Genomic DNA, 21,657 nt, shown 5'->3' with positions numbered 1-21,657 from the left:
ACCGGCGGCTACGGCTGTTCGTCCGCCGGTCGTGCGGCGGTCGCGATCACCTCGTCCAGCAGGGCGCGCGAGCGCCGCAGGTCCTCGATCATGCGGTCGATACGGGCACGCTCCCAGGTCAGCTCGGTCATCAGATAGCTGTCCGCCGTCGCGGCGGCCCGACCGTCGCTGTCGCGCATGCAGGGCAGCAGCTTGGCGATCTTCTCGCTGCACAGCCCCGCCGCGTACAGCGTCTGGATCCGGGCGACCCGGTCCGCCGCGCCCTCGGCGTACTCCCGGTGCCCGCCGGGGGTCCGCCCGGCGGAGAGCAGGCCCGCCTGCTCGTAGTAGCGCAGCGAGCGTTCGCTCACTCCCGTGCGGCGGGCCAGTTCACCGATGCGCATGACGCAGGTCACACCTTCCGGGCTTGAATCTGACATGGATGAGAAGTTCTACGGTACCGGCATGACCACCGACACCGGTACCCCCGCGGGCACCGCCACCGCCGCGTCCGACCTGCTCGCCCCCGCCCGGCTCGGCGCGCACCCGCTGGCCAACCGCCTCGTCATGGCCCCCATGACCCGCAACCGCGCCGAGCCCGACGGCACCCCCACCGCGCTGATGGCCGAGTACTACGCCCAGCGCGCCTCCGCCGGGCTGATCATCGCCGAGGCGTCCGCCCCCAGCCCCGTCGGCCACACGTACCCGAACATCACCGCCCTGTACACCGACCGGCACACCGCCGGCTGGCGCCGCGTCACCGACGCCGTCCGGGCGGCCGGCGGCGGCCCGGTGTTCCTCCAGATCCAGCACGGCGGCCGGGTCGGCCATCCCGCCACCAGCGGCCACACCCCGATCGCCCCCTCGCCGCTCCCGCTGCCCGAGACCATCCACACCCCGACCGGACGCCGGGCCGCCGTCACGCCGCGCGAGATGACCGCCGCCGACATCCGGCAGACCGTCGGCGACTTCGCCGCCACCGCCCGCCGCGCCGTCGACGCCGGCTTCGACGGGGTCGAGGTGCACAGCGCCAACGGCTACCTGCTGCACCAGTTCCTCGCCGCCGGCACCAACCGGCGCACCGACGCCTACGGCGGCACCGTGGAAGCCCGGATCCGCTTCACCACCGAGGTGGTGGCCGCCGTCGCCGACGCCATCGGTGCCGAACGCACCGGGCTGCGCGTCTCCCCCCTGCACGTCGTCAACGGCGTCGAGGAGTCCGAGGCCGAGGCCGCGGCGCTCTACCCCGCTCTGCTGGCGGCCACCGCGGGGGTCGGCCCGGCCTACCTGCACCTCGCCTTCGCCGACCCCGCCCACCCGCTCTTCGCCCGGCTGCGCGCGCTGTGGCCCGGCACCCTCATCGCCAACCCGGTGCTGCCCGCCGACCGGATCCCGGCGGACGGCGGCCTGGCCGCCGCCCGAGCGCTGCGTGCCGCCGGCGCCGACCTCGTCGCGCTCGGCCGCCCCTTCCTCGCCAACCCCGACCTCGTCGAGCGGCTGCGCACCGGGGCCCCGGTCAACCCCGTACGCGACCGCTACGCCATGTACACCGGCGGCGCCCTCGGCTACACCGACTATCCCGTGCTCCCGTCGGGGCGCACCGCGGACCGGAAGAAATAAAAAACAGTCATACCCAGTCAGTTGCGACCGCACGCGTTCCCGGCGTGTGAACTTTGCGTGATCGGCGCCGGTTGAGCGGCGAAACAGAGATAGTGTCGGAGGCGTGAGTCAACAGCTGTCACCGGAGTCCGCCGGTGTGCTGAGCGATGCCCTGCGGCGCGAGCTGATCGCCGTCCGCCGGGATCTCCACATGCACCCCGAGCTGGGCCACCAGGAGGTCCGTACCACCGCCGTCATCAAGGAGCGCCTGGAGCGCGCGGGTCTCGCACCACGCGTACTCGACGGCGGTACCGGCCTGGTATGTGACATCCACCCCACCGGTGACGCACGGGCGGGCAGATCCGGCCGCCCCGTGCTGGCGCTGCGCGCCGACCTCGACGCGCTGCCGATCCCCGACACCAAGACCGTGCCGTACCGCTCCACCGTCCCCGGCCGGGCGCACGCCTGCGGCCACGACGTGCACACCACGGTGGTGCTCGGCACCGGTCTGGTCCTCGCCGGGCTGGCCGCCCGGGGCGAGCTGCCGCAGCCCGTACGGCTGATCTTCCAGCCGGCCGAGGAGGTGCTGCCGGGCGGCGCCACCGACGCCATCGACTCCGGCGTGCTGGACGGCGTCGGCCGCATCCTCGCCCTGCACTGCGACCCCAAGGTCGACGCCGGGAAGATCGGTCTCAAGTCCGGGCCCATCACCTCCGCCTGCGACCGGCTGGAGATCCGGCTGTCCGGCGACGGCGGCCACACCGCCCGCCCGCACCTCACCACCGACCTGGTCACCGCCGCCGCGCGGGTCATCACCGACGTCCCCGCGCTGCTCTCCCGCCGGGTCGACACCCGCGCCGGGCTCGCGGTCACCTGGGGCAGGCTGACCACCGGCCACGCCTCCAACGTCATCCCGCAGCGCGCCGAGATCTCCGGCACCATGCGGTGCCTGGAGCTGTCCGCCTGGCGGGACGCCAAGGACCTGGTCGAGGAGGCGGTCGGCGAGGTCGCGCGGCTGCACCAGGCCAAGTACGAGATCGACTACATCCGCGGTGTCCCCCCGGTGGTCAACGAGCCGCAGGTCACCTCGCTGCTGGCGGCGGCCATGACCAGCCGGTACGGCGCAGACGCGGTCGAGCCCACCGAGCAGTCCCTGGGCGGCGAGGACTTCTCCTGGTACCTGGAGCAGGTCCCCGGCGCCATGGCCCGCCTCGGGGTTAGGCCGCCCGGGGACGGCGACCGTCCGGGTGCCGCGCCGCGCGACATCCACCAGGGCGACTTCGACGTGGACGAGTCCGCGATCGGGGTCGGTGTGGAACTGCTCACCTCGGCCGCGCTGCTGGACGCCGCCCAGCGCCCCTGAACGCCTCCGCGCGCCCGTGAACACCACCGGAACCCGGGGTTCTGCCGCAGCCCCGGGTGCCGGTGCCGACACACCGAGCAATGTTGCGTACTGGTTGCGTTCACGACGATCTGATAACGGGTCCTTGGCCCGTCTTTACCGCATGTCTACGCGCGTTACGATCCTGGCAACAGCGCCGTAAGAGGCGCTTTCAGACCGAAGGGATCGTCCTCTTGCGCCGCGTATCCAAGCTCGCAGCATCGGTCGCCGTCACGGCGACCCTCGCGCTGACCGCCACCGCGTGCGGTGAGAGCAGCACTTCTTCTTCCTCCTCCGACTCCGGCAAGAGCGACGCGGGCGTGGGCCTGGCCTTCGACGTCGGCGGCCGGGACGACCACTCCTTCAACGAGTCCGCCGCCCGCGGCCTGGACCGTGCCGCCGAGGAGCTCGGCGTCGAGTTCAAGGAGATGACCGCCAAGAACGACGAGACCGACGCCGACCGCGAGCAGCGGCTGACGTCCCTCGCCAACAACGGCTTCAACCCGATCATCGGCGTCGGCTACCTCTACGGGAACTCCATAGAGAAGGTCGCCGCCGAGTTCCCCGACATCACCTTCGGTGTGGTGGACTCCGTCGCCGAGGGCGACAACGTCTACAGCATGGTCTTCTCCGAGCACGAGGGCTCCTACCTCGCCGGTGTCGCCGCCGCGCTGAAGACCGAGAGCGGCTCCGTCGGCTTCATCGGCGGCGTGAACAACCCGCTGATCAACAAGTTCGAGGCCGGCTTCGTCCAGGGTGTGCTCGACACCAACGACGCCGAGGGCACCGACGTCACCGTCGATGTCCAGTACCTCTACGAGGACAACGACGCCGGCTTCAACGACGTCGCCAAGGCCCGTGAGACCGCCGACGGCATGCTCGGCCGCGGCGCCGACATCATCTACACCGCCGCCGGCCAGTCCGGCCAGGGTTCCATCGAGATGGTCGCCGGTGTCGAGGGCGCCTGGGCGATCGGTGTCGACTCCGACGCCTACGTCCAGCCCGGCCTCGCCGAGTACAAGGACTCCATCCTCACCTCCGTGGTCAAGGGCGTGGACGTGGCCGTCTTCGACCTGATCAAGTCGGTCCAGGACGGCGAGCCGCTGAGCGGTCCGCACTCCTACAACCTCGCCGAGGAGGGTGTCCAGCTGGCCACCTCGGGTGGTTTCATCGATGACATCTCCGAGCAGATCGAGGCGGCCAAGGCCCGCATCGTCTCCGGCGAGGTCACCGTCAAGGAGACCCCGTAACACAGTGACGGCCGCCCCCCGGGGCGGTCGTACGGGGCCGGTGGGGGACTCTCTCCCCACCGGCCCTCCGCTCGCTTCACCGTCCCGCGCGAGGAGAGTGCGCCATCCCAGCCTCCAGCAGCTCCCCCGAGCCCAGCGGCACCACCCCGGCCGTTGAGCTGCGCGGGATCACCAAACGCTTCCCCGGCGTCGTGGCCAACCACGACATCGACATCACCGTGCGCAAGGGCACCGTGCACGCCCTCGTGGGCGAGAACGGCGCCGGCAAGTCCACGCTGATGAAGATCCTCTACGGCATGCAGAAGCCGGACGAGGGCACCATCACCATCGACGGCGACCAGGTCTCCTTCGCCACCCCGGCCGACGCCATCGCGCGCGGCATCGGCATGGTGCACCAGCACTTCATGCTCGCGGACAACCTCACCGTCCTGGAGAACGTGGTCCTGGGCGCCGAGAAGCTCCACGGCATCGGAGGCGCCGCCCGCGCCCGCATCAAGGAGCTGTCCGACGCGTACGGCCTGGGCGTGCGTCCCGACCTGCTGGTCGAGGACATCGGCGTCGCCGACCGGCAGCGGGTGGAGATCCTCAAGGTCCTCTACCGGGGCGCCAGGACCCTCATCCTGGACGAGCCCACCGCCGTCCTGGTGCCGCAGGAGGTGGACGCCCTCTTCGGCAACCTCCGCGAGCTGACCGCCGAGGGCCTCACCGTCATCTTCATCTCGCACAAGCTGGGCGAGGTGCTCTCGGTCGCCGACGACATCACCGTCATCCGGCGCGGTACGACGGTCGCCGCCGTCGAACCCTCCGCGACCACCCCCAAGCAGCTGGCCGAGCTGATGGTCGGCTCCGAGCTGCCCACCCCCGAGACCCGCGAGTCCACCGTCACCGACCGGCCGGTGCTCACCGTCGCCGGGCTGCGGCAGTCGGGCACCGACTCGGACGGGGTGCGCCGCGACGTGCTCTCCGAGGTCGACTTCACCATCCACGCCGGTGAGGTGCTGGGCATCGCCGGCGTCGAGGGCAACGGCCAGGCCGAACTGGTCGAGGCCATCATGGGCGTCCGCGCCCTGGACGCGGGCACCGTCTCGCTGGACGGCGAGGACATCACCCGCCGCTCCACCCGCCGCCGCCGCGAGGACGGCATCGGCTACATCCCCGAGGACCGGCACCGGCACGGCCTGCTGCTGAACGCCCCGCTGTGGGAGAACCGGATGCTGGGCCACGTCACCCAGCGCCCCAACAGCAAGGGCCCGTGGCTGACCGCCGGGGACGCCCGCGCCGACACCGAGCGGATCGTGCGCGAGTACGACGTGCGCACCCCCGGCATCGAGGTCACCGCCGCGTCGCTGTCCGGCGGCAACCAGCAGAAGCTGATCTTCGGCCGCGAGATGAGCCACCACCCCAAGGTGCTGATCGCCGCCCACCCCACCCGGGGCGTGGACGTCGGTGCCCAGTCCCAGATCTGGGACCAGATCAGGGCCGCGCGCCGTGAAGGGCTCGCCGTGCTGCTGATCTCCGCCGACCTGGACGAGCTGATCGGCCTGTCCGACAGCCTCCGCGTCATGTACCGGGGCCGGCTGGTCGCCGACGCCGACCCCGCCACCATCACCCCCGAGGAGTTGGGCACCGCCATGACCGGCGCCGCCACCGGCCACCTGACGGGCGACGCGGAGACGGAGACCCCGTCATGAGCGCCGTGACCGCCGTGACCACCCGGATCAAGAACATCGACCGGGAGAAGATCGTCCTGGGGCTCGCCGCCCCGTTGCTGGCGATCGTCACCGCCGTGATCATCACCTCGCTGGTGATGACCGCCACCGGGCAGAACCCCTTCCAGGCGTTCTCCGTGATGCTGGACTTCGGCTCCAAGAGCGACAGCCAGGTGTGGATCGTCAACAAGGCGATCCCGTACTACCTGTCCGCCGTCGCGGTGGCCATCGGCTTCCGCATGAACCTGTTCAACATCGGGGTCGACGGCCAGTACCGGGTCGCCGCCTTCTTCGCCGCCGCCGTCGGCGGCGCGCTGGCGCTGCCCGGCATCATCCAGATCCCCGTCATCCTGATCACCGCCATGCTGGTCGGTGCGCTGTGGGCGGGCATCGCCGGCTACCTGAAGGCCACCCGGGGCGTCAGCGAAGTGATCACCACGATCATGCTGAACTTCATCGGCGGCTCGCTCATCGGCTACTTCCTCAAGGAAGGCCGGCTGGCGGAGCGCGAGGGCAACCTCGTGCACACCACCGACATCCCCGACTCCAGCTTCTTCTTCGAGATCCCCACCAACGTCCAGCCGATCTACGGCACCATCGTGATCGCGGTGATCGTCGGCATCGGCTACTGGTTCGTGCTCAGCCGCACCCGCTTCGGCTACGACCTGCGGGCCGTCGGCGCCTCCGAGCCGGCCGCCGAGGCATCCGGTGTCTCCGTCAAGCGCACCGTGATCACCGCGATGCTGCTCTCCGGCGCGGTGGCCGGCCTGGTGGGCATGCCCACCCTGCTGAACGTCTCCGGCAACTACGGCAACGACTTCCCCACCGGGATCGGCTTCACCGGCATCGCCATCGCCCTGCTCGGCCGCAACAGCGCGGTCGGCATGGCCTTCGCGGCGCTGCTGTGGGGCTTCCTGGAGCGGACCGGCGGCCAGCTGGAGTTCGAGGGCTACGCCCAGGAGATCGTCGGCGTGATGCAGGGCGTCATCGTGCTGTCCGTCGTGGTCGCCTACGAACTCGTCCGCCGCTGGGGCATCAAACGCCAACAGCGCATCGTCGGCGAACAGCTCGCCGCCCAGGCCCGTAAGAACAGCGCGGAGAAGGACGCGGAGGTGACGGCGTGACCACCACCGTGGAGACCCCCGCCGGAAAACCCGGGAGCGACAAGGGCAAGGGCACGGGAGCCACCAGCAGTGGCACGCCGCGCCGCAGGCTCACCTACCCCATGGTGCTGCTGCTGATCGCGGGCGGCCTCGTGCTGCTGTCCGTGGTCCGCGTGGTGACCGGCGCCGACTCGCTGACCGCCACCAGCCAGTGGGCGAGCGCGCTCAGTTTCGCCGTGCCGATCGGCCTCGCCGGCCTCGGCGGCCTGTGGGCCGAGCGCTCCGGCGTCGTCAACATCGGCCTCGAGGGCATGATGATGCTCGGCCTGTTCGCGGCCGGCTGGATCGGCTGGCAGTACGGGCCCTGGGCCGCCGTGCTCGCGGGCATCATCGGCGGCATGCTGGGCGGCCTGGTGCACGCGGTGGCCACCGTCACCTTCGGCGTGGACCACATCGTCTCCGGTGTCGCCATCAACATCCTGGCCCTGGGCGTGGTGCAGTTCCTCGCCAAGCTGTGGTTCGGCGCCGACGGCAGCCCGGCCAAGGACGCCGGCGGCAACGACAAGCAGTCGCCGCAGATGGACATCCTCCAGCCGTTCTCGGTGCCGGGCGTGGCCGACTGGCTGGGCGACATCGCGGGCAAGCGCTGGTTCCTGATCTCCGACCTGGCGGGCATCCTGCGCGCCGGCGTCAACAACGTCTCCTGGCTCACCCTGCTCGCGGTGCTGCTGTTCGTGGGCACGTACGTGGTGCTGTGGAAGACGTCCTTCGGGCTGCGGCTGCGCTCCTGCGGTGAGAACCCGCAGGCCACCGAGTCGCTCGGGGTGAACGTCTACGCGTACAAGTACGTCGCCCTGCTGGTCTCAGGCGGCCTCGCCGGGCTCGGCGGCGCGTACCTGGCGGTGCTGATCCGCATGTACCAGGACGGTCAGACCGGCGGGCGCGGCTACCTGGGCCTGGCGACCATGATCTTCGGCAACTGGCGTCCCGGCGGTGTCGCCACCGGCGCCGGCCTGTTCGGCTTCATGGACGCCCTGCAGACCCGCGACGGCGGCGCGACCGTGCACGCCACGCTGCTGCTGTTCGCCCTGGCCCTGGCGGGCGTCGCGATCTGGCAGCTGTGGCGCGGCAAGCGCCTCACCGCGCTGATCGTGGCCGTCGTCGGAGCGGCGCTGTGGATCTGGTACGCCACCACTGACACGATGCCGCTCGAGCTGGTGAGTGCCAGCCCGTATCTGACGACGCTGCTGGTCCTGACACTGTTCGCCCAGCGGCTGCGGACACCCAAGGCGGTGGGCAAGCCCTACCGGAGAGGCGAGGGCGGCTAGATGGCGGACACCACCGAGGTGGACTGGGAGGCGCTGCGCGGCGCGGCCCGCGAGGTGATGGGCCGGGCGTACGCCCCGTACTCCCGTTACCGGGTGGGCGCCGCGGCGCTGGTGGACGACGGCCGTACGGTGGTCGGCTGCAATGTGGAGAATGCCTCCTACGGCGTGGGGCTGTGCGCCGAGTGCGGCCTGGTCTCCGCCCTGCACGCCACCGGCGGCGGCCGGCTCACCCACTTCACCTGCGTCAACGGCAAGGGGGAGATCATCACCCCGTGTGGCCGCTGCCGCCAGCTGCTGATGGAAAACGGCGGCCCGGAGCTGCTGGTGGACACCCCCGCCGGCGGCATCCGTCCGCTGTCCGATCTGCTCCCCGAATCCTGGAACTTCTGATCTCATGAGCCACGACGCCATCTCCGTCATCCGTGCCAAGCGGGACGGCGGCACGCTGACCCCCGCCCAGATCGACTGGATCATCGACGCCTACACCCGGGGCGAGGTGGCCGACGAGCAGATGTCGGCGCTGGCGATGGCGATCCTGCTCAACGGCATGGACCGGGCCGAGATCGCCCGCTGGACGGCGGCGATGATCGCCTCGGGGGAGCGGATGGACTTCTCCTCCCTGCCGCTGCCCACCACCGACAAGCATTCGACGGGCGGCGTCGGCGACAAGATCACGCTGCCGCTGGCCCCGCTGGTGGCGGCGTGCGGCGCGGCCGTGCCGCAGCTGTCCGGGCGCGGGCTCGGGCACACCGGCGGCACCCTGGACAAGCTGGAGTCCGTCCCCGGCTGGCGGGCGCGGCTGTCCAACGACGAGATGCTGTCGGTGCTGCGCGAGGCGGGCGCGGTGATCTGCGCGGCCGGCGACGGGCTCGCCCCGGCGGACCGCAAGCTGTACGCGCTGCGCGATGTGACCGGCACGGTGGAGGCGATCCCGCTGATCGCCTCCTCGATCATGTCGAAGAAGATCGCCGAGGGCACCGGCGCGCTGGTGCTGGACGTGAAGGTGGGCTCCGGCGCGTTCATGAAGACGCGGGCCGACGCCCGTGAGCTGGCCGAGACGATGGTGTCGCTGGGCACCGACCACGGGGTGCGGACGGTGGCGCTGCTCACCGACATGTCCACGCCGCTGGGGCTGACGGCCGGCAACGCGCTGGAGGTGCGCGAGTCGGTGGAGGTGCTGGCGGGCGGCGGCCCGGCCGATGTGGTCGAGCTGACCCTGGCGCTGGCCCGGGAGATGCTGGACGCGGCCGGGCTGACCGACGCCGACCCGGCGCGGGCGCTGGCGGACGGCAGCGCGATGGACCACTGGCGCCGCATGATCAAGGCGCAGGGCGGTGACCCGGACGCCCCGCTGCCGGTGGCCCGCGAGACGCACGTGCTGACCGCCCCGGCCTCCGGGACGCTCACCCGGCTGGACTCGTACGCGGTCGGGGTGGCGGCCTGGCGGCTGGGCGCGGGCCGGGCCCGCAAGGAGGACCCGGTGCAGGCGGGCGCGGGCATCGAACTGCACGCCAAGCCTGGGCAGACGGTGCGCGCGGGGGAGCCGCTGCTGACCCTGCACACCGACACCCCCGAACGGTTCGGCGCGGCCCTGGAGTCGCTGTCCGGGGACGCGATCGAGATCAGCGACGAGGCGCGGGTGGCCGTACCCCCGACGATTCTGGACAGGATCGCTTAGGCCGGGATCCGGCAGACACCCCCTAACACCTTCACCGGGATGTGGTCAACCCTTTGCCATCATCGTCGTCGATGGTGTGTACCCTGAGGGATGGTCTTGACGGAACGGCACGGCGGGAGGTGTGGCTGCGATGCGCAGTGAACCCCCCAGTCACCATCCGCCGCGCCGCGCCCGTCCGCCCAGGTAGCCACGTACCCCCTGGGACGACTGGTGTGTGCGCGCCCCGAGCCTGCCAGCCGTTCGCGCACCATCTCCAGGGGGACATCCCGTCATGACCCATCTGCCTGCCCTGCTTGAGGACCACAACCTCGCGGGCGCCCTCGAATGGCTGGAGACCCAGCCGCCCTACGCCATCGCGGACGAACTCGCGCGGATGGACGCCGTCAACTCCGTCATCAGCTTCCGGCTGCTCGACAAGGACCGCGCGCTGGAGGTCTTCGAGGAACTGGACCCGGTCGACCAGCAGCAGATTCTCCAGGGGCTGCGGGACCAGGCGTTCCGCGATCTGGTGGAGAACATGGACCCGGACGACCGGGCCCGGATGCTCAAGGAGGCCCCGGCCAAGGTCGCCCAGCGGGTGCTGGCCGGACTCAGCGCCCACGAACGGCAGATGACGGCGGCGCTGCTGGGTTACCCGGAGGGCTCGGTCGGCCGCTACATGACGCCGGAGACGGTCGCGCTCCAGCAGGATCTGACGGTGGCTCAGGCGCTGGAGACGGTACGCCGGCGGGGGGCGCGGGCGGAGACCATCTACACGCTGCCGGTGGTGGACGCGGGGCGCCGGCTGACCGGCATCGTCGAGCTGCGCGAACTGGTGCTGAGCGAGCCGGAGACGATGGTCGCCGCGCTGGTGGAGACCGAGCCGCCGATGGCGAAGGCGACCGACCGCGCCGAGGACGCGGCCCGGCTGATGCGTGAGACGAACGTGCTCGACCTGCCGGTGGTCGACAGCGAGGACCGGCTGGTGGGGCTGCTCACCAGCGATGACGCGTTCGAGGTCATCGAGGCGGCGGACACCGAGGACGTGGCGCGGCAGGCCGGTGCCGAACCGCTGGAGCGGCACTACATGTCGGCGAGTGTCTTCCAGCTCTCCCGCACCCGGGTGCTGTGGCTGATGCTGCTGCTGGTGGCGGCCATTCTGACGGTGATGGTGACCCGGGCGTTCGAGGGCGAGCTGGAGGCGGTGACCCAGCTGGCGCTGTTCATCCCGCTGCTGATCGGCGCGGGCGGCAACGCGGGCGCCCAGGCGGCGACGGCGGCGGTGCGCGCCCTGGCGGTCGGCGAGGTGCGGGTGGGCGATCTGCTGAAGGTGATCTGGCGCGAGTGCCGTACCGGGTTGCTGCTGGGGTCGATGCTGGCGGTGGTCGGCCTGCTGGTGGGCGGGCTGTTCGTGGGCTGGGACGTGGCGGCGGTGATCGCCCTGACGCTGATCGTGATCTGTGGCTGGGCCTCGACGGTGGGCGGCACGATGCCGCTGCTGGCCAAGCGCCTGAAGATCGACCCGGCGGTGGTCTCGGCCCCGATGGTGACGACGCTGGTGGACGCGACGGGTCTGGTCATCTACTTCTCGATCGCCAAGGTCATCCTCGGTATCTGAATGATGGTCTGACAAAGGAACCGGAGCGGTGTCCGGCCGCGTCCTGACATGGGCAGGAAGAGGAGTCCAGCCCATGAACAACGGCCACGGGGGCTACAACGGCGGCTACGGCGGGGGTTACGGTCCTCCGCACGCCCCGTATCCCCAGCCTCAGCCCCACCCCCACCCCCACCCCCACCCCCATCAGCAGGACAACACCCTGAAGGGAACGCTCGCCACGGCGGCGGCCTTCGTGGTGCTGGCGGCGATCGTCATCCCCCTCGGGATGAACAGCGGTGACGACGGGGGCGGCCTGGCCGGCCCCGCCCCGGAGATGCCGGAGATCGAACTGCCGGAGGGCCTGGACACCGGTACGGACCCGGCGGACAGCGACGACGCGGACGACGCCGGCGGGGGCGGTGCCCCCGCGGACCCGGTCTCGGAGGCGTTCGCCGCCGTGAGTTCCGGCGACTGCCTGGCCAACTACCAGACCGACAACGGCGGAACCTGGAACGCCGAGGCCCCCGAGCGGGTGGACTGCGCGGCCGACGACGCGTACCTGAAGGTCGTCGAGGTCATGGACGACTACGGCTTCTGCGACGGCTTCGAGCTGAACGCCACCACCTGGAGCCACTCGTTCACGGACGAGGAGACCTGGGCGACGACCTACACCACTCTGTGTGTGGAGCGGCAGTACCGGGTCGGCGAGTGCCTGATGTCGGAGCAGGAGGGCGAGGGCGACGACGCGACCATGCGCACCGGGCTGATGACGGCGATCAACTGTTCGGCCTCCCAGGTCCCGGTCCCGTACAACCAGATCATGCAGGTCTCCGGCGTGCCCGCCGCGAACGGCGACTGGGGCGGTGACGTCTGCCGCCAGGGCGGCAGCGACTACAACACGTACTGGTACCAGAACCTCGACGGCGGCGACGGCGATGTGCTGTGCATGACGGTGTACGGCGGCTGAGCCGCGCGCTCCGAACCGGCTGACGCGACGCGATGGTCCCGTTCAGCGCCCGTTCTGGGCGCCGAGCGGGACCATCGCGTCACGTACCTCGGAGAGCAGCAGCCGCATGGCCTCCTCCGCGTCCTGATGCCGCGCCTCGGCGACGGCCAGGGCGACCGCCTCGTGCAGGTCCAGTGCCTCGGGGACCGGCCGGTCGGGCATCAGCCCCAGCTGGGTGCGCCCGCGCAGCACGGCGGCGACCACGTCGGTGAGCGCGGCGAACATCTCGTTGCCGCTGGCGCTCAGCACCAGGGAGTGCAGTTCCACGTCGAGGTGGTTGAACGGTTCGAGCCGGCCGGCCTCGCCCAGCGGGCGCATGGCGGTGGCCAGTTCCACCAGCCGGGCGCGCTCGGCCGGCCCCGCGTGCTTGGCCGCCGCGGCGGCGGCCAGCGGTTCGACGGCGATCCGCAGTTCGGTGAGCGAGCGCAGCTGGGAGTCGCGGCCGGGCCCCTCCAGCCGCCACCAGATGACCCGGGGGTCGTACACCTGCCAGGAGCCCGCGGGCTGCACGGTGATGCCCACCCGGCGACGGGAGACGACCAGGCCCTTGGACTCCAGCAGCCGCATGGTCTCGCGGGCGACCGTGCGGGAGACCCCGAACCGTTCCTGGATGGCGTCCAGCGTCAGCACGCACCCCTCGGGGAGCACGCCCGAAGTGATCTCCAGGCCGAGGGTGTCCAGCACCTCGTGGTGTTTGGACTCGCCCTGACCATTGCCGTTGATCTTGTCGCTCCCCACCCCGGAAGCCTATCCCGGCGCCCCGCGCGGCCGGTGACCCACCGCAGGCACGGGAGTACGCACCGAGGTGCCGTTGTGAGGTACGTCGCGAGGGGTTTTCTCGCCGTCAACATTGGTGTTACCTTTCCCGTCAATTGGTAACACCTTTCAGTGAGGAGAGGCCGATGTCGCCGACCGCGCTCGTGGTCATGGGAGTCTCCGGCGCCGGCAAGACCACCGTCGCCGCGCTGCTCGCCGACCGCCTCGGCTGGCCGATGGCGGAGGCCGACCTGCTGCACCCGCAGGCCAACATCGACAAGATGGCGGCCGGCACCCCCCTCACGGACGCCGACCGGCTGCCGTGGCTGGGCATCATCCGCGACTGGATGACGGTGCGGGCCGACCAGGGCGAATCCGCGGTCGTCGCCTGCTCGGCGCTCAAGCGCGGCTACCGCGACCTGCTGCGCGAGGCGAACGGCCGGGTCCGCTTCGTCCACGTCGCCGGCTCCCGCGAGCTGATCTCCTCACGGCTGCACCTGCGCACCGGCCACTTCATGCCGCCCTCGCTGCTGGATTCCCAGTTCGCCGACCTGGAGCCGCTCCAGGACGACGAGGACGGCGTCACCGTCGACCTGAACCGCACCCCGGACCAGATCGTCGAGGACGCCCTGGCCGCGCTGGACCTGCGCCCGTAACCCCTGCCACCCGGCACTTCCCCCTCCCCACCGTCCCGAAGGCAACGGAGCTTCCGCATGGACACCTGGACTCAAACGATGGGCGCCGGCCCGCTGCTCGGCATAGCCGCCGGCGCCATCGGCGTGCTGCTCTTCCTGATCATGAAGCTGCGGGTGCACGCCCTGCTGGCCCTGATCGTGGTCAGCCTGGCGACCGCGTTCGCCACCGGCATCCCCTCCGCACACGTGGTCGACACCCTCGTCCAGGGGTTCGGCTCCACCCTCGGCGGCGTCGCCCTCCTCGTGGGGCTCGGCGCCATCCTCGGCCGGCTGATCGAGGTCAGCGGCGGCGCCCAGGCACTCGCCGACGCGCTCATCCGCCGCTTCGGCGAGGACCGCGCCCCGCTGGCGCTCAGCCTCGCCTCCCTCATGTTCGGCTTCCCGATCTTCTTCGACGCCGGCCTCGTCGTCATGCTGCCGATCGTCTTCACGGTCGCCCGACGGCTCGGCGGCGGCATCCTGCGGTACGCCCTGCCGGTCGCCGGCGCGTTCTCCGCGATGCACATCTTCGTGCCCCCGCACCCCGGCCCCGTCTCCGCCTCCGAACTCATGGGCGCCGACATCGGCCTGGTGATCCTGCTCGGCCTGGTCGTCGCCATCCCCACCTGGTACGTCGGCAGCTACCTCTTCGGCCTGTGGATCGGCAAGCGCTTCGTCCTCCCCGTGCCGGACATCCTGACCGGCGGTGAGCAGGTCGAGCACGACAAGAACCCGCCGTCCCCCGGCACCGTCATCGGCCTGCTGCTGCTCCCGCTGGTCATGATCTTCGCCAACACCGGTCTGGACATGGCCCGCGCCGCGGGCTGGGTGGACGGCGACGCCGGCTGGTACCAGTTCGCCCGCGCCATCGGCGCCACCCCGATCGCCCTGCTCGTCACCGTGTTCGTCGCCAGCTACGTGCTCGGCACCCGCCGCGGGCGCGGCGGCGAGGTCATCGAGAAGCTGACGGACTCCGCGCTCGGCCCGATCGCCTCGATCATCCTGATCACCGGCGCCGGTGGCATGTTCGGCGGGGTGCTGCGCGCCAGCGGCATCGGTGACGCGCTCTCCGACTCCCTCTCCGACCTCGGCCTGCCCGTCATCGTGGTGGGCTTCCTGGTCGCCTCCGCGCTGCGCATCGCCCAGGGCTCGGCCACGGTCGCGCTCATCACGGCGGCCAGCCTCATCCAGGGAGTCGTCCTTGCGGGGGACTTCAACTCCGTCGAGGTGGCGGCCATCGTGCTGGCCCTGGCGGCCGGCTCCGTCGTCGCCAGCCACGTCAACGACTCCGGCTTCTGGCTGGTGGGCCGGTTCATGGGCATGGACGTCAAGACGACGCTGCGCACCTGGACCGTGCTCCAGACCATCTTCGGTGTGATGGGCTTCTCGCTGGCGGCGGCCATCTACGCCATCGCCTGAGTCAGCGGCCACCGGGGCGGCGGGATCGGCGACGATCCCGCCGCCCGGTCGTTGGGCGGATGTGGTCGTCCCGGCAGGCGAGGCCACGTCGCCCCCGGGCCCGTCCCGCGCCCGCCGCGGCCGACCGGCTGAGCCGCGCCGCTACTGCAGGCCCAGGCTCATCCAGCGCTCGGGCGCGGCCAGCGGCGCGAAGCCGACCCGCTCGTAGACGCCGTGGGCGTCCTGGGTGCACAGCATGATCCGGCGCAGACCGTATGGGGCCAGGTGATCCCGTACGGCCTGCGCCAGCGCCGTCCCCAGGCCCCGCCCGCGCGCCGCGGGAGCCACGTACACATCGCACAGCCAGGCGAAGGTCGCGCGGTCCGTCACCACCCGCGCGTACCCGACCTGCGCGCCCGAAGCCCGCTCGTACGCCCCGAAGTTCAGCGACCCGGCGATGGCCGCGTCCTGCTTCTCGCGGGTGCGCCCCAGCGCCCAGTAGGCGTCGGTGGACAGCCAGTGGTGCACCAGGGCGGGGTCCAGGCGAGCGGGGTCGGTGGAGAACTCGTAGGCGTCCATGGCGGGGATTATTGGGTACCCGTCTCCCACCCGACCAGCGAATATGACCGCATGACGACCGAAGACGAACACCTTCCCCCGGATTGGGAACGCCGCAGCGCCGCCCTGTGGGCCGCCATCGACAGCTACGAGGACGCGGCGCAGTTCCGCGCCGCCGTCGCCGAGCTGGCCGCCGAACTGCCGCCGGGCAGCGCGGTCGCCGACTTCGAGCGCGGCTGCGCGTACGACTCCACCGGCCACCCGGACCGCGCCGTGGAGCACTACCGGCGGGCCCTGGCCACCGGCCGGCTGCCCGGCGAACGGCGCCGCCGCGCGGTGATCCAGCTCGCCAGCTCGCTGCGCAACCTCGGCCACCCGCAGGAGGCCGTGGACCTGCTCACCGCCGAACTGGCGGCCGGCTCCGACCACCTGGACGACGCGGTACGCGCCACCCTGGCGCTCGCGCTGACCGGTGTGGGGCGCGAACGGGAGGCGGTCTCGGTCGCGCTGACCGCCCTGGCCCCGCATCTGCCCCGCTACCAGAGGTCGATGGCGGCCTACGCGCGCCTGCTGGTGGAGTGATCGGCCGAGTGGGTTCAGGCGGGCCCGGGAGGCGAGGGTGCCGCGGATCATCGCGGTGTCCTTCTCCGCCCTCCCGCGCCGACCGGCGGTCACGCGGCGGACCACTCGATGACCGGGATCGTGCCGGCCCTCCTGTCGCCCGCGATCACGCCGTTCCCGTCCGCCGCCCGGCCGCCGTGCCGGGCGCGCACCCGGATCGGCCTCGGCACCCGGTGCGTGCCGCGCGGGGGAGCGGCTCAGCTCACCGGCGTGCTGACCGGAGCGGGCGCGGGCTCCGGTGACCGGCCCGCGCCCCGGCCCCGGGTGAGCCCGAACGCCGAGATCGCGGCGGCGAGCAGCGCGGCGGCCAGCGGCACCAGCAGCGCGGCGTGATAGCCGTCCAGCGGGTCCCCACCGCCGACGGAGGCACTGACGGCGGTCACGGCGGACAGTCCGAGCGCCGCCCCGAACTGGAACGAGGTGTACAACAGCCCACCCGCAAGCCCCTGTTCCCGCGCCGCGATGCCCTCGGTGCCGACGATGGTGAGCGGCCCGTACACCAGGGCGAACGAGAGCCCGAGCAGCAGGAAGGCCGGGAACATCGCCGCGTAGGTCCAGTCGGCGCCGACCCGCGCGAACAGCGCGTACGCGAGTGCGGCCGTCAGCATCCCGGCGAAGATCACCCGGGCGTTCCCGAACCGGCGGATGAGGCGCGGGGTCAGGGTCGGGGACAGGATCGCGTCCAGGCCGATCACCAGCAGCGCGAAGCTGGTCTGCAACTCGGACCAGCCCCGGTACTCGCGCAGGTAGAGCACCGCGACGAACTGGAACCCGAAGAACGCCCCGAACAGCAGCATTGCGATCAGATTGGCCCGCACCAGGGCCGCGTTGCGGAAGATTCCCAGCCGGACCAGCGGCACGGCCGTGCGCCGTTCCACGAGGACGAAGACGGCCAGCAGCGCCAGGGCCGCGCCGAGCGTGCCGGCGGTCTGCCCGCCCCCGGTGTGCGCGGCCCGCTCGACTCCCAGCACCAGCAGCACGATCGCGGCGGTGACGGTGATCGCGCCCAGCACGTCCAGGCGTTCGGTACGGGGCCCGCCCGCCGTGTCCGCGGTGGTCGGCAGGAACCGCAGGGCGGCCAGCAGGATCACCGCCGCCAGCAGCACCGGGGCGAAGAACACCCAGCGCCATCCGGCGGTGGTCAGGAACCCGCCGACCACGAGCCCGGTGGAGAACCCGCCGGCGGCCGTCCCGGAGTAGATGAGCAGGGCCCGGTCGCGCTGCGGCCCGGCGGTGAAGGTGGTGGTGATGAGCGACAGCCCGGCGGGTGTCATGAACGCCGCAGCCACCCCCGTGACGAAGCGGGCCGCGATCAGCGTCCAGCCGTCGTCCGCCAGCCCGCCCAGCCCGGAGAACAGCAGGAAGACCGTGAGCCAGAACAGGAACATCCGGCGCCGCCCGAACAGGTCCGCCGCCCTGCCGCCGAGCAGCATGAACCCGCCGTACCCCAGCACGTAGGCGCTCATCACCCACTGGAGCGTGCCGGTGGACAGGCCGAGATCGGCGCGGATGGACGGCAGCGCCACATTGAGCATGGCGATGTCGATGCCTTCGAGGAATATCGCTCCGCAGAGCACGAAGAGCACGCCCCACTCACGGCCGCCGAGGCGGCCCGCGGCGGATGCGGGGGAGGGTGAGGTGGGCAACGGGGCTCCTGGGCGGGTGCGGGACGTGCGAGTGGTTACCGATCAGCACGCCAGTTCCTTCTTGATACCGACACGATCCTGCGGCACCCTGGATCGCTGTGGAAGAAGGCACTTTCGAATCACCCCGTACCTGCCGGGTAACCATTCCCGACCAGGCACTTCAGTGGGACCGCCGCGAGGACTGCGAAGTACGGCAGATCCTCGACCGGGTCGCCGACAAGTGGTCCCTGATGGTGGTCGCGCTCCTGGAACACCGCACCATGCGCTTCATGGAGCTGCGCCGCGACATCGACGGCATCAGCCAGCGCATGCTCACCGTCACCCTGCGCCAGCTGGAGCGCGACGGACTGGTCAAGCGGACGGTGTACCCCGTGGTCCCGCCCCGCGTCGAGTACGCGCTGACCCCGCTCGGCTGCACCCTGCACGAGGCCATCCAGTCCCTCGTGATCTGGACCGAGTCCCACCAGGACGCGATCGCGGCGGCCCGCACCGCGTACGACCGGGCCGCCGCCGCTGCCGCGGAGGTCAGCGCGCCATCGGCCCCATCCACGCCCGCCACGGACGGACGATGATCTCCTGATAGGAATGGTGGGAGGGATTGCGCCCGACGTGATGGAACACCCAGCGGCTGAGCGCCTCGAATTCCACCGACACCGGTGATTTCTTACGGCACACCGCACAGCGCATCGCGAACTTGGTCGGCTCCGAGTCCGGTTCCACATCGGGCTCCAGCGTCCATTTCCGGTACCGCAGCAACCGCCGCACACTCACCGCATGCCTCCACTCTTGAACGTCCGGTGCAGCACGCTGCGCACATTCGCCTCCCTGAGTTTGTGCAGGAGTTCTTTCCGGCGCCGTTGCTGTTCACTCTCCGCCACGGAACACCTCGATCAGTCGCCGCACGGCGTACGGACGGCAGGTCACCGGCCGGACAGCCGGGGCCGGGCCGGCGGCCCCGGGGTCGGTGCTGGGCTCAGCGATGGGCATCACAGCGGGCAGATGTACCCCTGCCCGCGTCAGCTCATTCCCGGTACTCGGGGTGGAGTTGGCGAAGCCCGGACGCCGCCTTCCCGAGAAGTCATCACTCGCCAGGGGTATTTCTCCGCGCTTTTCCGTGAAACGCCAACGCGTGGCAGCCAGCCCCCGCTACCGTCGAGAGCGAAAGGTCCTTTCGCCGCCAATGAGAGAAGTGCCGCCATGCCCAAAGCAATTGACCCCGCCCCATGAAGAAACCGACCCCGTCCCGCCCACCGGAACCGTCATCGTCTGCCGAACCCGGCTCGGCCACTGCGTGCGGCCTGACGCATACCGTGGCGACTGCGGTTGCTCACCGAGCCGACGCGGCCTGCGCGGTGGAAGATGCTTCCCCGGCGGGGTGTGCGAGCACCGACTCAGAAGGAGGCCCTTGGCAAGGGCACAACCAACTGGAGTGGACCCTGGGACAAGGCTGCGTTGACACCACAGAGCGCACTCCCGGCCGTCCTTGCCTTCCTCGTGGAGGAAGACCGCCGAGGCTAAAGTGATCGCATGTCCGGCCGCCTGCTTCAGCTCGATGTCGAGAATTTCCGCAGCCTACAGAAGGTGTCACTTCCGCTTGGGCCTCTCACCGTGCTGGTCGGGCCCAACGGGGTGGGCAAGACCAACGTACTCAAAGTGTTCGGGTTTCTCGCCGAGATCATTCGAACAGATCTCGGTCCCGCGCTGGAGGCGCAGGGTGGCTTCGACGAGGTGGCGTTCTGGGGCGGGAAACAGCAGCCCAGGGCGCTGAAGATCGGAATCACAGCCGACTGGACGACTCATGCCAGCCACGGAGCTCCCGACGTCTACGAACTGACGGTCAACCGCCGCGCCCACCCGGGAGACAGTAGGCGCTACATCCTTTCACGCCAGGAGAGGTTCCAGTTCAAACGCACCAGTGGCAGAGGACGCAGAATCACGATCTCCGGAGAACGGGCGACCGTGACGGACAGCCGTTCGAGCCGTGACGCGGAGGAGAGAGAGATCGGCATCCAGAGACTCAGCAGTGGCCTGTCGACCTTGCCACGTCTGGGGAGAGCCGATGGGGGTGCGGAAGTGGCCACTGTCGCCGCGCGCCTCTCCTCGTTTCGCGTGTTCGATGTGCAGGTTTCGGCCGCGCGGCTCCCCGTCCGAGCGGCTGACAGCCGGGCACTCGCGGGGGACGCGAGCAACATGGCCGCATTTCTGCAACGGCTGAGCCGCGATGCGGACCTTTGGACTGCGTTCGTCAGCGATGCGAAGGCCGCGTTGCCGCAACTCGAGGACATCTCGTTCCGGCTTCTCGGCGGGGCGGCCGAGGACGTCACCATCATGCTTCATGAGAAGGGACTGCGCCGCGCGACTCCTCTGGCGGATGCCTCCTACGGAACCGTTCGCCTGCTCGGCCTGCTCGCTCTGCTCTACGACCAGGATCCGCCCGCTCTCACCTGTGTCGAGGAGATCGACCATGGTCTGCACCCGCAGGCGCTGGAACTGCTCGTCGACCGGCTCCGGGAAGCAAGCAGGCGGAGCCAGTACCTCGTGGCCACGCATTCGCCGGCACTGGTCGATCGTCTGCGCCCCGAAGAGTTCGTTGTGTGCGAACGCGATGACAACGGCGCCTCTCAGATCCCGGCCATCAGCACCGATCACGTCCGCGAGATTGTGCGAGCGAGTGAAGATCTTCCGCTCGGTGAGCTGTGGTTCTCCGGTGCCCTCGGTGGTGATCTGTGAGCCCCGGTCAGAAGGCGACCCACGGCAAGAGCGCCCTTGGCCGCTCCGTCATCGTCCTGGCCGGCGAGGACTCGAACGACAGGAAGGTGGTCCGAGAGCTGATCAGTGAGCTCTGCCCGGGGCTCGGAAGCAAGTTGATAGAAATCCGGGACTCCGTCCGGTTGAAGGCGGCCACACCCGGCAAACTCGATGAACGGGTCAGGGTTCTGGTCGGCAAAGCGAAGGCAGGGGCCGCCCGTGAACGAGCGGCACTTTCCGGAATCGTCGTGCACGAAGACCTTGATGCCGTCACCGGCACGGAGTACGCCGTGACGCGGCAACGGCTGCGCACCGCCTTCGAGCGGCAGGCTCCCTGCCCGTCGGCTGTCGCTCTGGCGGCCTGGGAGACCGAGGCGTGGTTGCTTCTGTTTCCCGAAGCGTTCGCCGCCGTGCGGGCGGGATGGAAGGTTCCCACGTCGCTGATCGGCAGGGATACGGGGAAGCTGCGCAACCCCAAGGAAGAACTGCACCGCAGGCTCGGCAGTCCCCGATATCGCGAGAGCGACGCAGTGGAGATCATGCGCGCGGCCCGGCAACAAGGTCTGATGCGCAAACCGATCACCGGCAGCAACGGTTCGTACGAGGACTTCGTGGCGGATCTCAAGCCCTGGAGTCAGTGACAGCCG

Annotated in this window: 21 protein-coding genes; 16 read left to right on the top strand and 5 right to left on the bottom strand. The window is 70.8% G+C overall.

Annotation, left to right across the window (positions count from 1 at the left end):
* Positions 1 to 8: 8 nt before the first annotated feature.
* Positions 9 to 383 carry a MerR family transcriptional regulator gene (locus tag H7827_RS10725; protein ID WP_432744467.1) on the bottom strand — a complete coding sequence of 125 codons (375 nt, stop codon included), beginning with the start codon at positions 381 to 383 and terminating at the stop codon, positions 9 to 11.
* A 61-nt stretch (positions 384 to 444) separates the two neighbouring features.
* Between H7827_RS10725 and H7827_RS10720 the strand changes: the two genes are divergently transcribed.
* The 10 genes from H7827_RS10720 (at position 445) to H7827_RS10675 (ending at position 12,570) form a co-directional block, all read left to right on the top strand.
* Positions 445 to 1,599 (top strand): alkene reductase, encoded by a 1,155-nt coding sequence (locus H7827_RS10720; RefSeq protein WP_432744464.1) that lies wholly within the window; start codon positions 445 to 447, stop codon positions 1,597 to 1,599.
* Positions 1,600 to 1,702: 103 nt separating this feature from the next.
* Entirely contained in the window at positions 1,703 to 2,941 is a 1,239-nt protein-coding gene (locus H7827_RS10715) for a M20 family metallopeptidase (RefSeq protein ID WP_375879524.1), read from the top strand.
* Between the two features lie 212 nt (positions 2,942 to 3,153).
* A complete protein-coding gene (locus tag H7827_RS10710; RefSeq protein ID WP_386533916.1) occupies positions 3,154 to 4,209 on the top strand; it encodes a BMP family lipoprotein in 1,056 nt (351 codons plus the stop codon).
* A gap of 104 nt (positions 4,210 to 4,313) precedes the next feature.
* Entirely contained in the window at positions 4,314 to 5,900 is a 1,587-nt protein-coding gene (locus tag H7827_RS10705) for an ABC transporter ATP-binding protein (protein WP_400010495.1), read from the top strand.
* Complete coding sequence (locus tag H7827_RS10700; RefSeq protein WP_262833272.1) at positions 5,897 to 7,042, top strand: ABC transporter permease; 1,146 nt, start codon at positions 5,897 to 5,899, stop codon at positions 7,040 to 7,042. The genes H7827_RS10705 and H7827_RS10700 overlap by 4 nt, the downstream gene beginning before the upstream one ends.
* Positions 7,039 to 8,349, top strand: a complete 1,311-nt coding sequence (locus H7827_RS10695) for an ABC transporter permease (protein ID WP_262833270.1) — start codon at positions 7,039 to 7,041, stop codon at positions 8,347 to 8,349. The genes H7827_RS10700 and H7827_RS10695 overlap by 4 nt, the downstream gene beginning before the upstream one ends.
* A complete protein-coding gene (locus H7827_RS10690; RefSeq protein WP_030728742.1) occupies positions 8,350 to 8,739 on the top strand; it encodes a cytidine deaminase in 390 nt (129 codons plus the stop codon).
* 4 nt (positions 8,740 to 8,743) lie between these two features.
* Positions 8,744 to 10,027, top strand: a complete 1,284-nt coding sequence (locus tag H7827_RS10685; protein WP_432744459.1) for a thymidine phosphorylase — start codon at positions 8,744 to 8,746, stop codon at positions 10,025 to 10,027.
* Positions 10,028 to 10,298: 271 nt separating this feature from the next.
* On the top strand, positions 10,299 to 11,624 hold the full coding sequence (gene mgtE, locus H7827_RS10680; protein ID WP_200365009.1) for a magnesium transporter: 1,326 nt from the start codon (positions 10,299 to 10,301) through the stop codon (positions 11,622 to 11,624).
* Positions 11,625 to 11,697: 73 nt separating this feature from the next.
* Positions 11,698 to 12,570 carry an LppU/SCO3897 family protein gene (locus H7827_RS10675; protein WP_432744457.1) on the top strand — a complete coding sequence of 291 codons (873 nt, stop codon included), beginning with the start codon at positions 11,698 to 11,700 and terminating at the stop codon, positions 12,568 to 12,570.
* 42 nt (positions 12,571 to 12,612) lie between these two features.
* On the opposite strand, the gene H7827_RS10670 is transcribed toward H7827_RS10675, so the two are convergent.
* Positions 12,613 to 13,347, bottom strand: coding sequence for a FadR/GntR family transcriptional regulator (locus H7827_RS10670; protein ID WP_386533925.1), 735 nt, complete (start codon positions 13,345 to 13,347; stop codon positions 12,613 to 12,615).
* A 164-nt stretch (positions 13,348 to 13,511) separates the two neighbouring features.
* Between H7827_RS10670 and H7827_RS10665 the strand changes: the two genes are divergently transcribed.
* Together H7827_RS10665 and H7827_RS10660 are read left to right on the top strand one after the other, a co-directional pair.
* On the top strand, positions 13,512 to 14,021 hold the full coding sequence (locus H7827_RS10665) for a gluconokinase (RefSeq protein ID WP_262833267.1): 510 nt from the start codon (positions 13,512 to 13,514) through the stop codon (positions 14,019 to 14,021).
* Between the two features lie 57 nt (positions 14,022 to 14,078).
* Positions 14,079 to 15,458, top strand: coding sequence for a GntP family permease (locus H7827_RS10660; protein ID WP_234389734.1), 1,380 nt, complete (start codon positions 14,079 to 14,081; stop codon positions 15,456 to 15,458).
* A 141-nt stretch (positions 15,459 to 15,599) separates the two neighbouring features.
* Here the strand turns inward: H7827_RS10660 and H7827_RS10655 are convergent, their stop codons facing one another.
* A complete protein-coding gene (locus H7827_RS10655) occupies positions 15,600 to 16,016 on the bottom strand; it encodes a GNAT family N-acetyltransferase (protein WP_432744454.1) in 417 nt (138 codons plus the stop codon).
* Positions 16,017 to 16,067: 51 nt separating this feature from the next.
* On the opposite strand from H7827_RS10655, the gene H7827_RS10650 reads away from it, so the two are divergent.
* Positions 16,068 to 16,577, top strand: coding sequence for a tetratricopeptide repeat protein (locus H7827_RS10650; protein WP_432744452.1), 510 nt, complete (start codon positions 16,068 to 16,070; stop codon positions 16,575 to 16,577).
* Between the two features lie 236 nt (positions 16,578 to 16,813).
* Here H7827_RS10650 and H7827_RS10645 read toward each other — a convergent pair whose 3' ends face one another.
* The gene (locus tag H7827_RS10645; RefSeq protein ID WP_432744450.1) at positions 16,814 to 18,262 is read right to left on the bottom strand and encodes an MFS transporter; all 1,449 of its coding nucleotides are present in this window, start codon (positions 18,260 to 18,262) and stop codon (positions 16,814 to 16,816) included.
* 98 nt (positions 18,263 to 18,360) lie between these two features.
* On the opposite strand from H7827_RS10645, the gene H7827_RS10640 reads away from it, so the two are divergent.
* Positions 18,361 to 18,834 (top strand): winged helix-turn-helix transcriptional regulator, encoded by a 474-nt coding sequence (locus tag H7827_RS10640; protein ID WP_432744448.1) that lies wholly within the window; start codon positions 18,361 to 18,363, stop codon positions 18,832 to 18,834.
* On the opposite strand, the gene H7827_RS10635 is transcribed toward H7827_RS10640, so the two are convergent.
* Positions 18,788 to 19,033 carry a hypothetical protein gene (locus H7827_RS10635; RefSeq protein WP_262833262.1) on the bottom strand — a complete coding sequence of 82 codons (246 nt, stop codon included), beginning with the start codon at positions 19,031 to 19,033 and terminating at the stop codon, positions 18,788 to 18,790. The genes H7827_RS10640 and H7827_RS10635 overlap by 47 nt on opposite strands.
* 756 nt (positions 19,034 to 19,789) lie before the next feature.
* Between H7827_RS10635 and H7827_RS10630 the strand changes: the two genes are divergently transcribed.
* Entirely contained in the window at positions 19,790 to 20,992 is a 1,203-nt protein-coding gene (locus H7827_RS10630) for an AAA family ATPase (RefSeq protein ID WP_432744446.1), read from the top strand.
* Positions 20,989 to 21,651 (top strand): hypothetical protein, encoded by a 663-nt coding sequence (locus tag H7827_RS10625; protein WP_432744443.1) that lies wholly within the window; start codon positions 20,989 to 20,991, stop codon positions 21,649 to 21,651. The genes H7827_RS10630 and H7827_RS10625 overlap by 4 nt, the downstream gene beginning before the upstream one ends.
* Positions 21,652 to 21,657 lie beyond the last annotated feature (6 nt).

The organism is Streptomyces sp. JH002, from assembly GCF_050916115.1.
GTDB classification, from domain to species: domain Bacteria; phylum Actinomycetota; class Actinomycetes; order Streptomycetales; family Streptomycetaceae; genus Streptomyces; species Streptomyces xiamenensis.
Note: the sequence above shows the minus strand (reverse complement) of the source record. Positions and strands in the feature narration are given on the sequence as shown.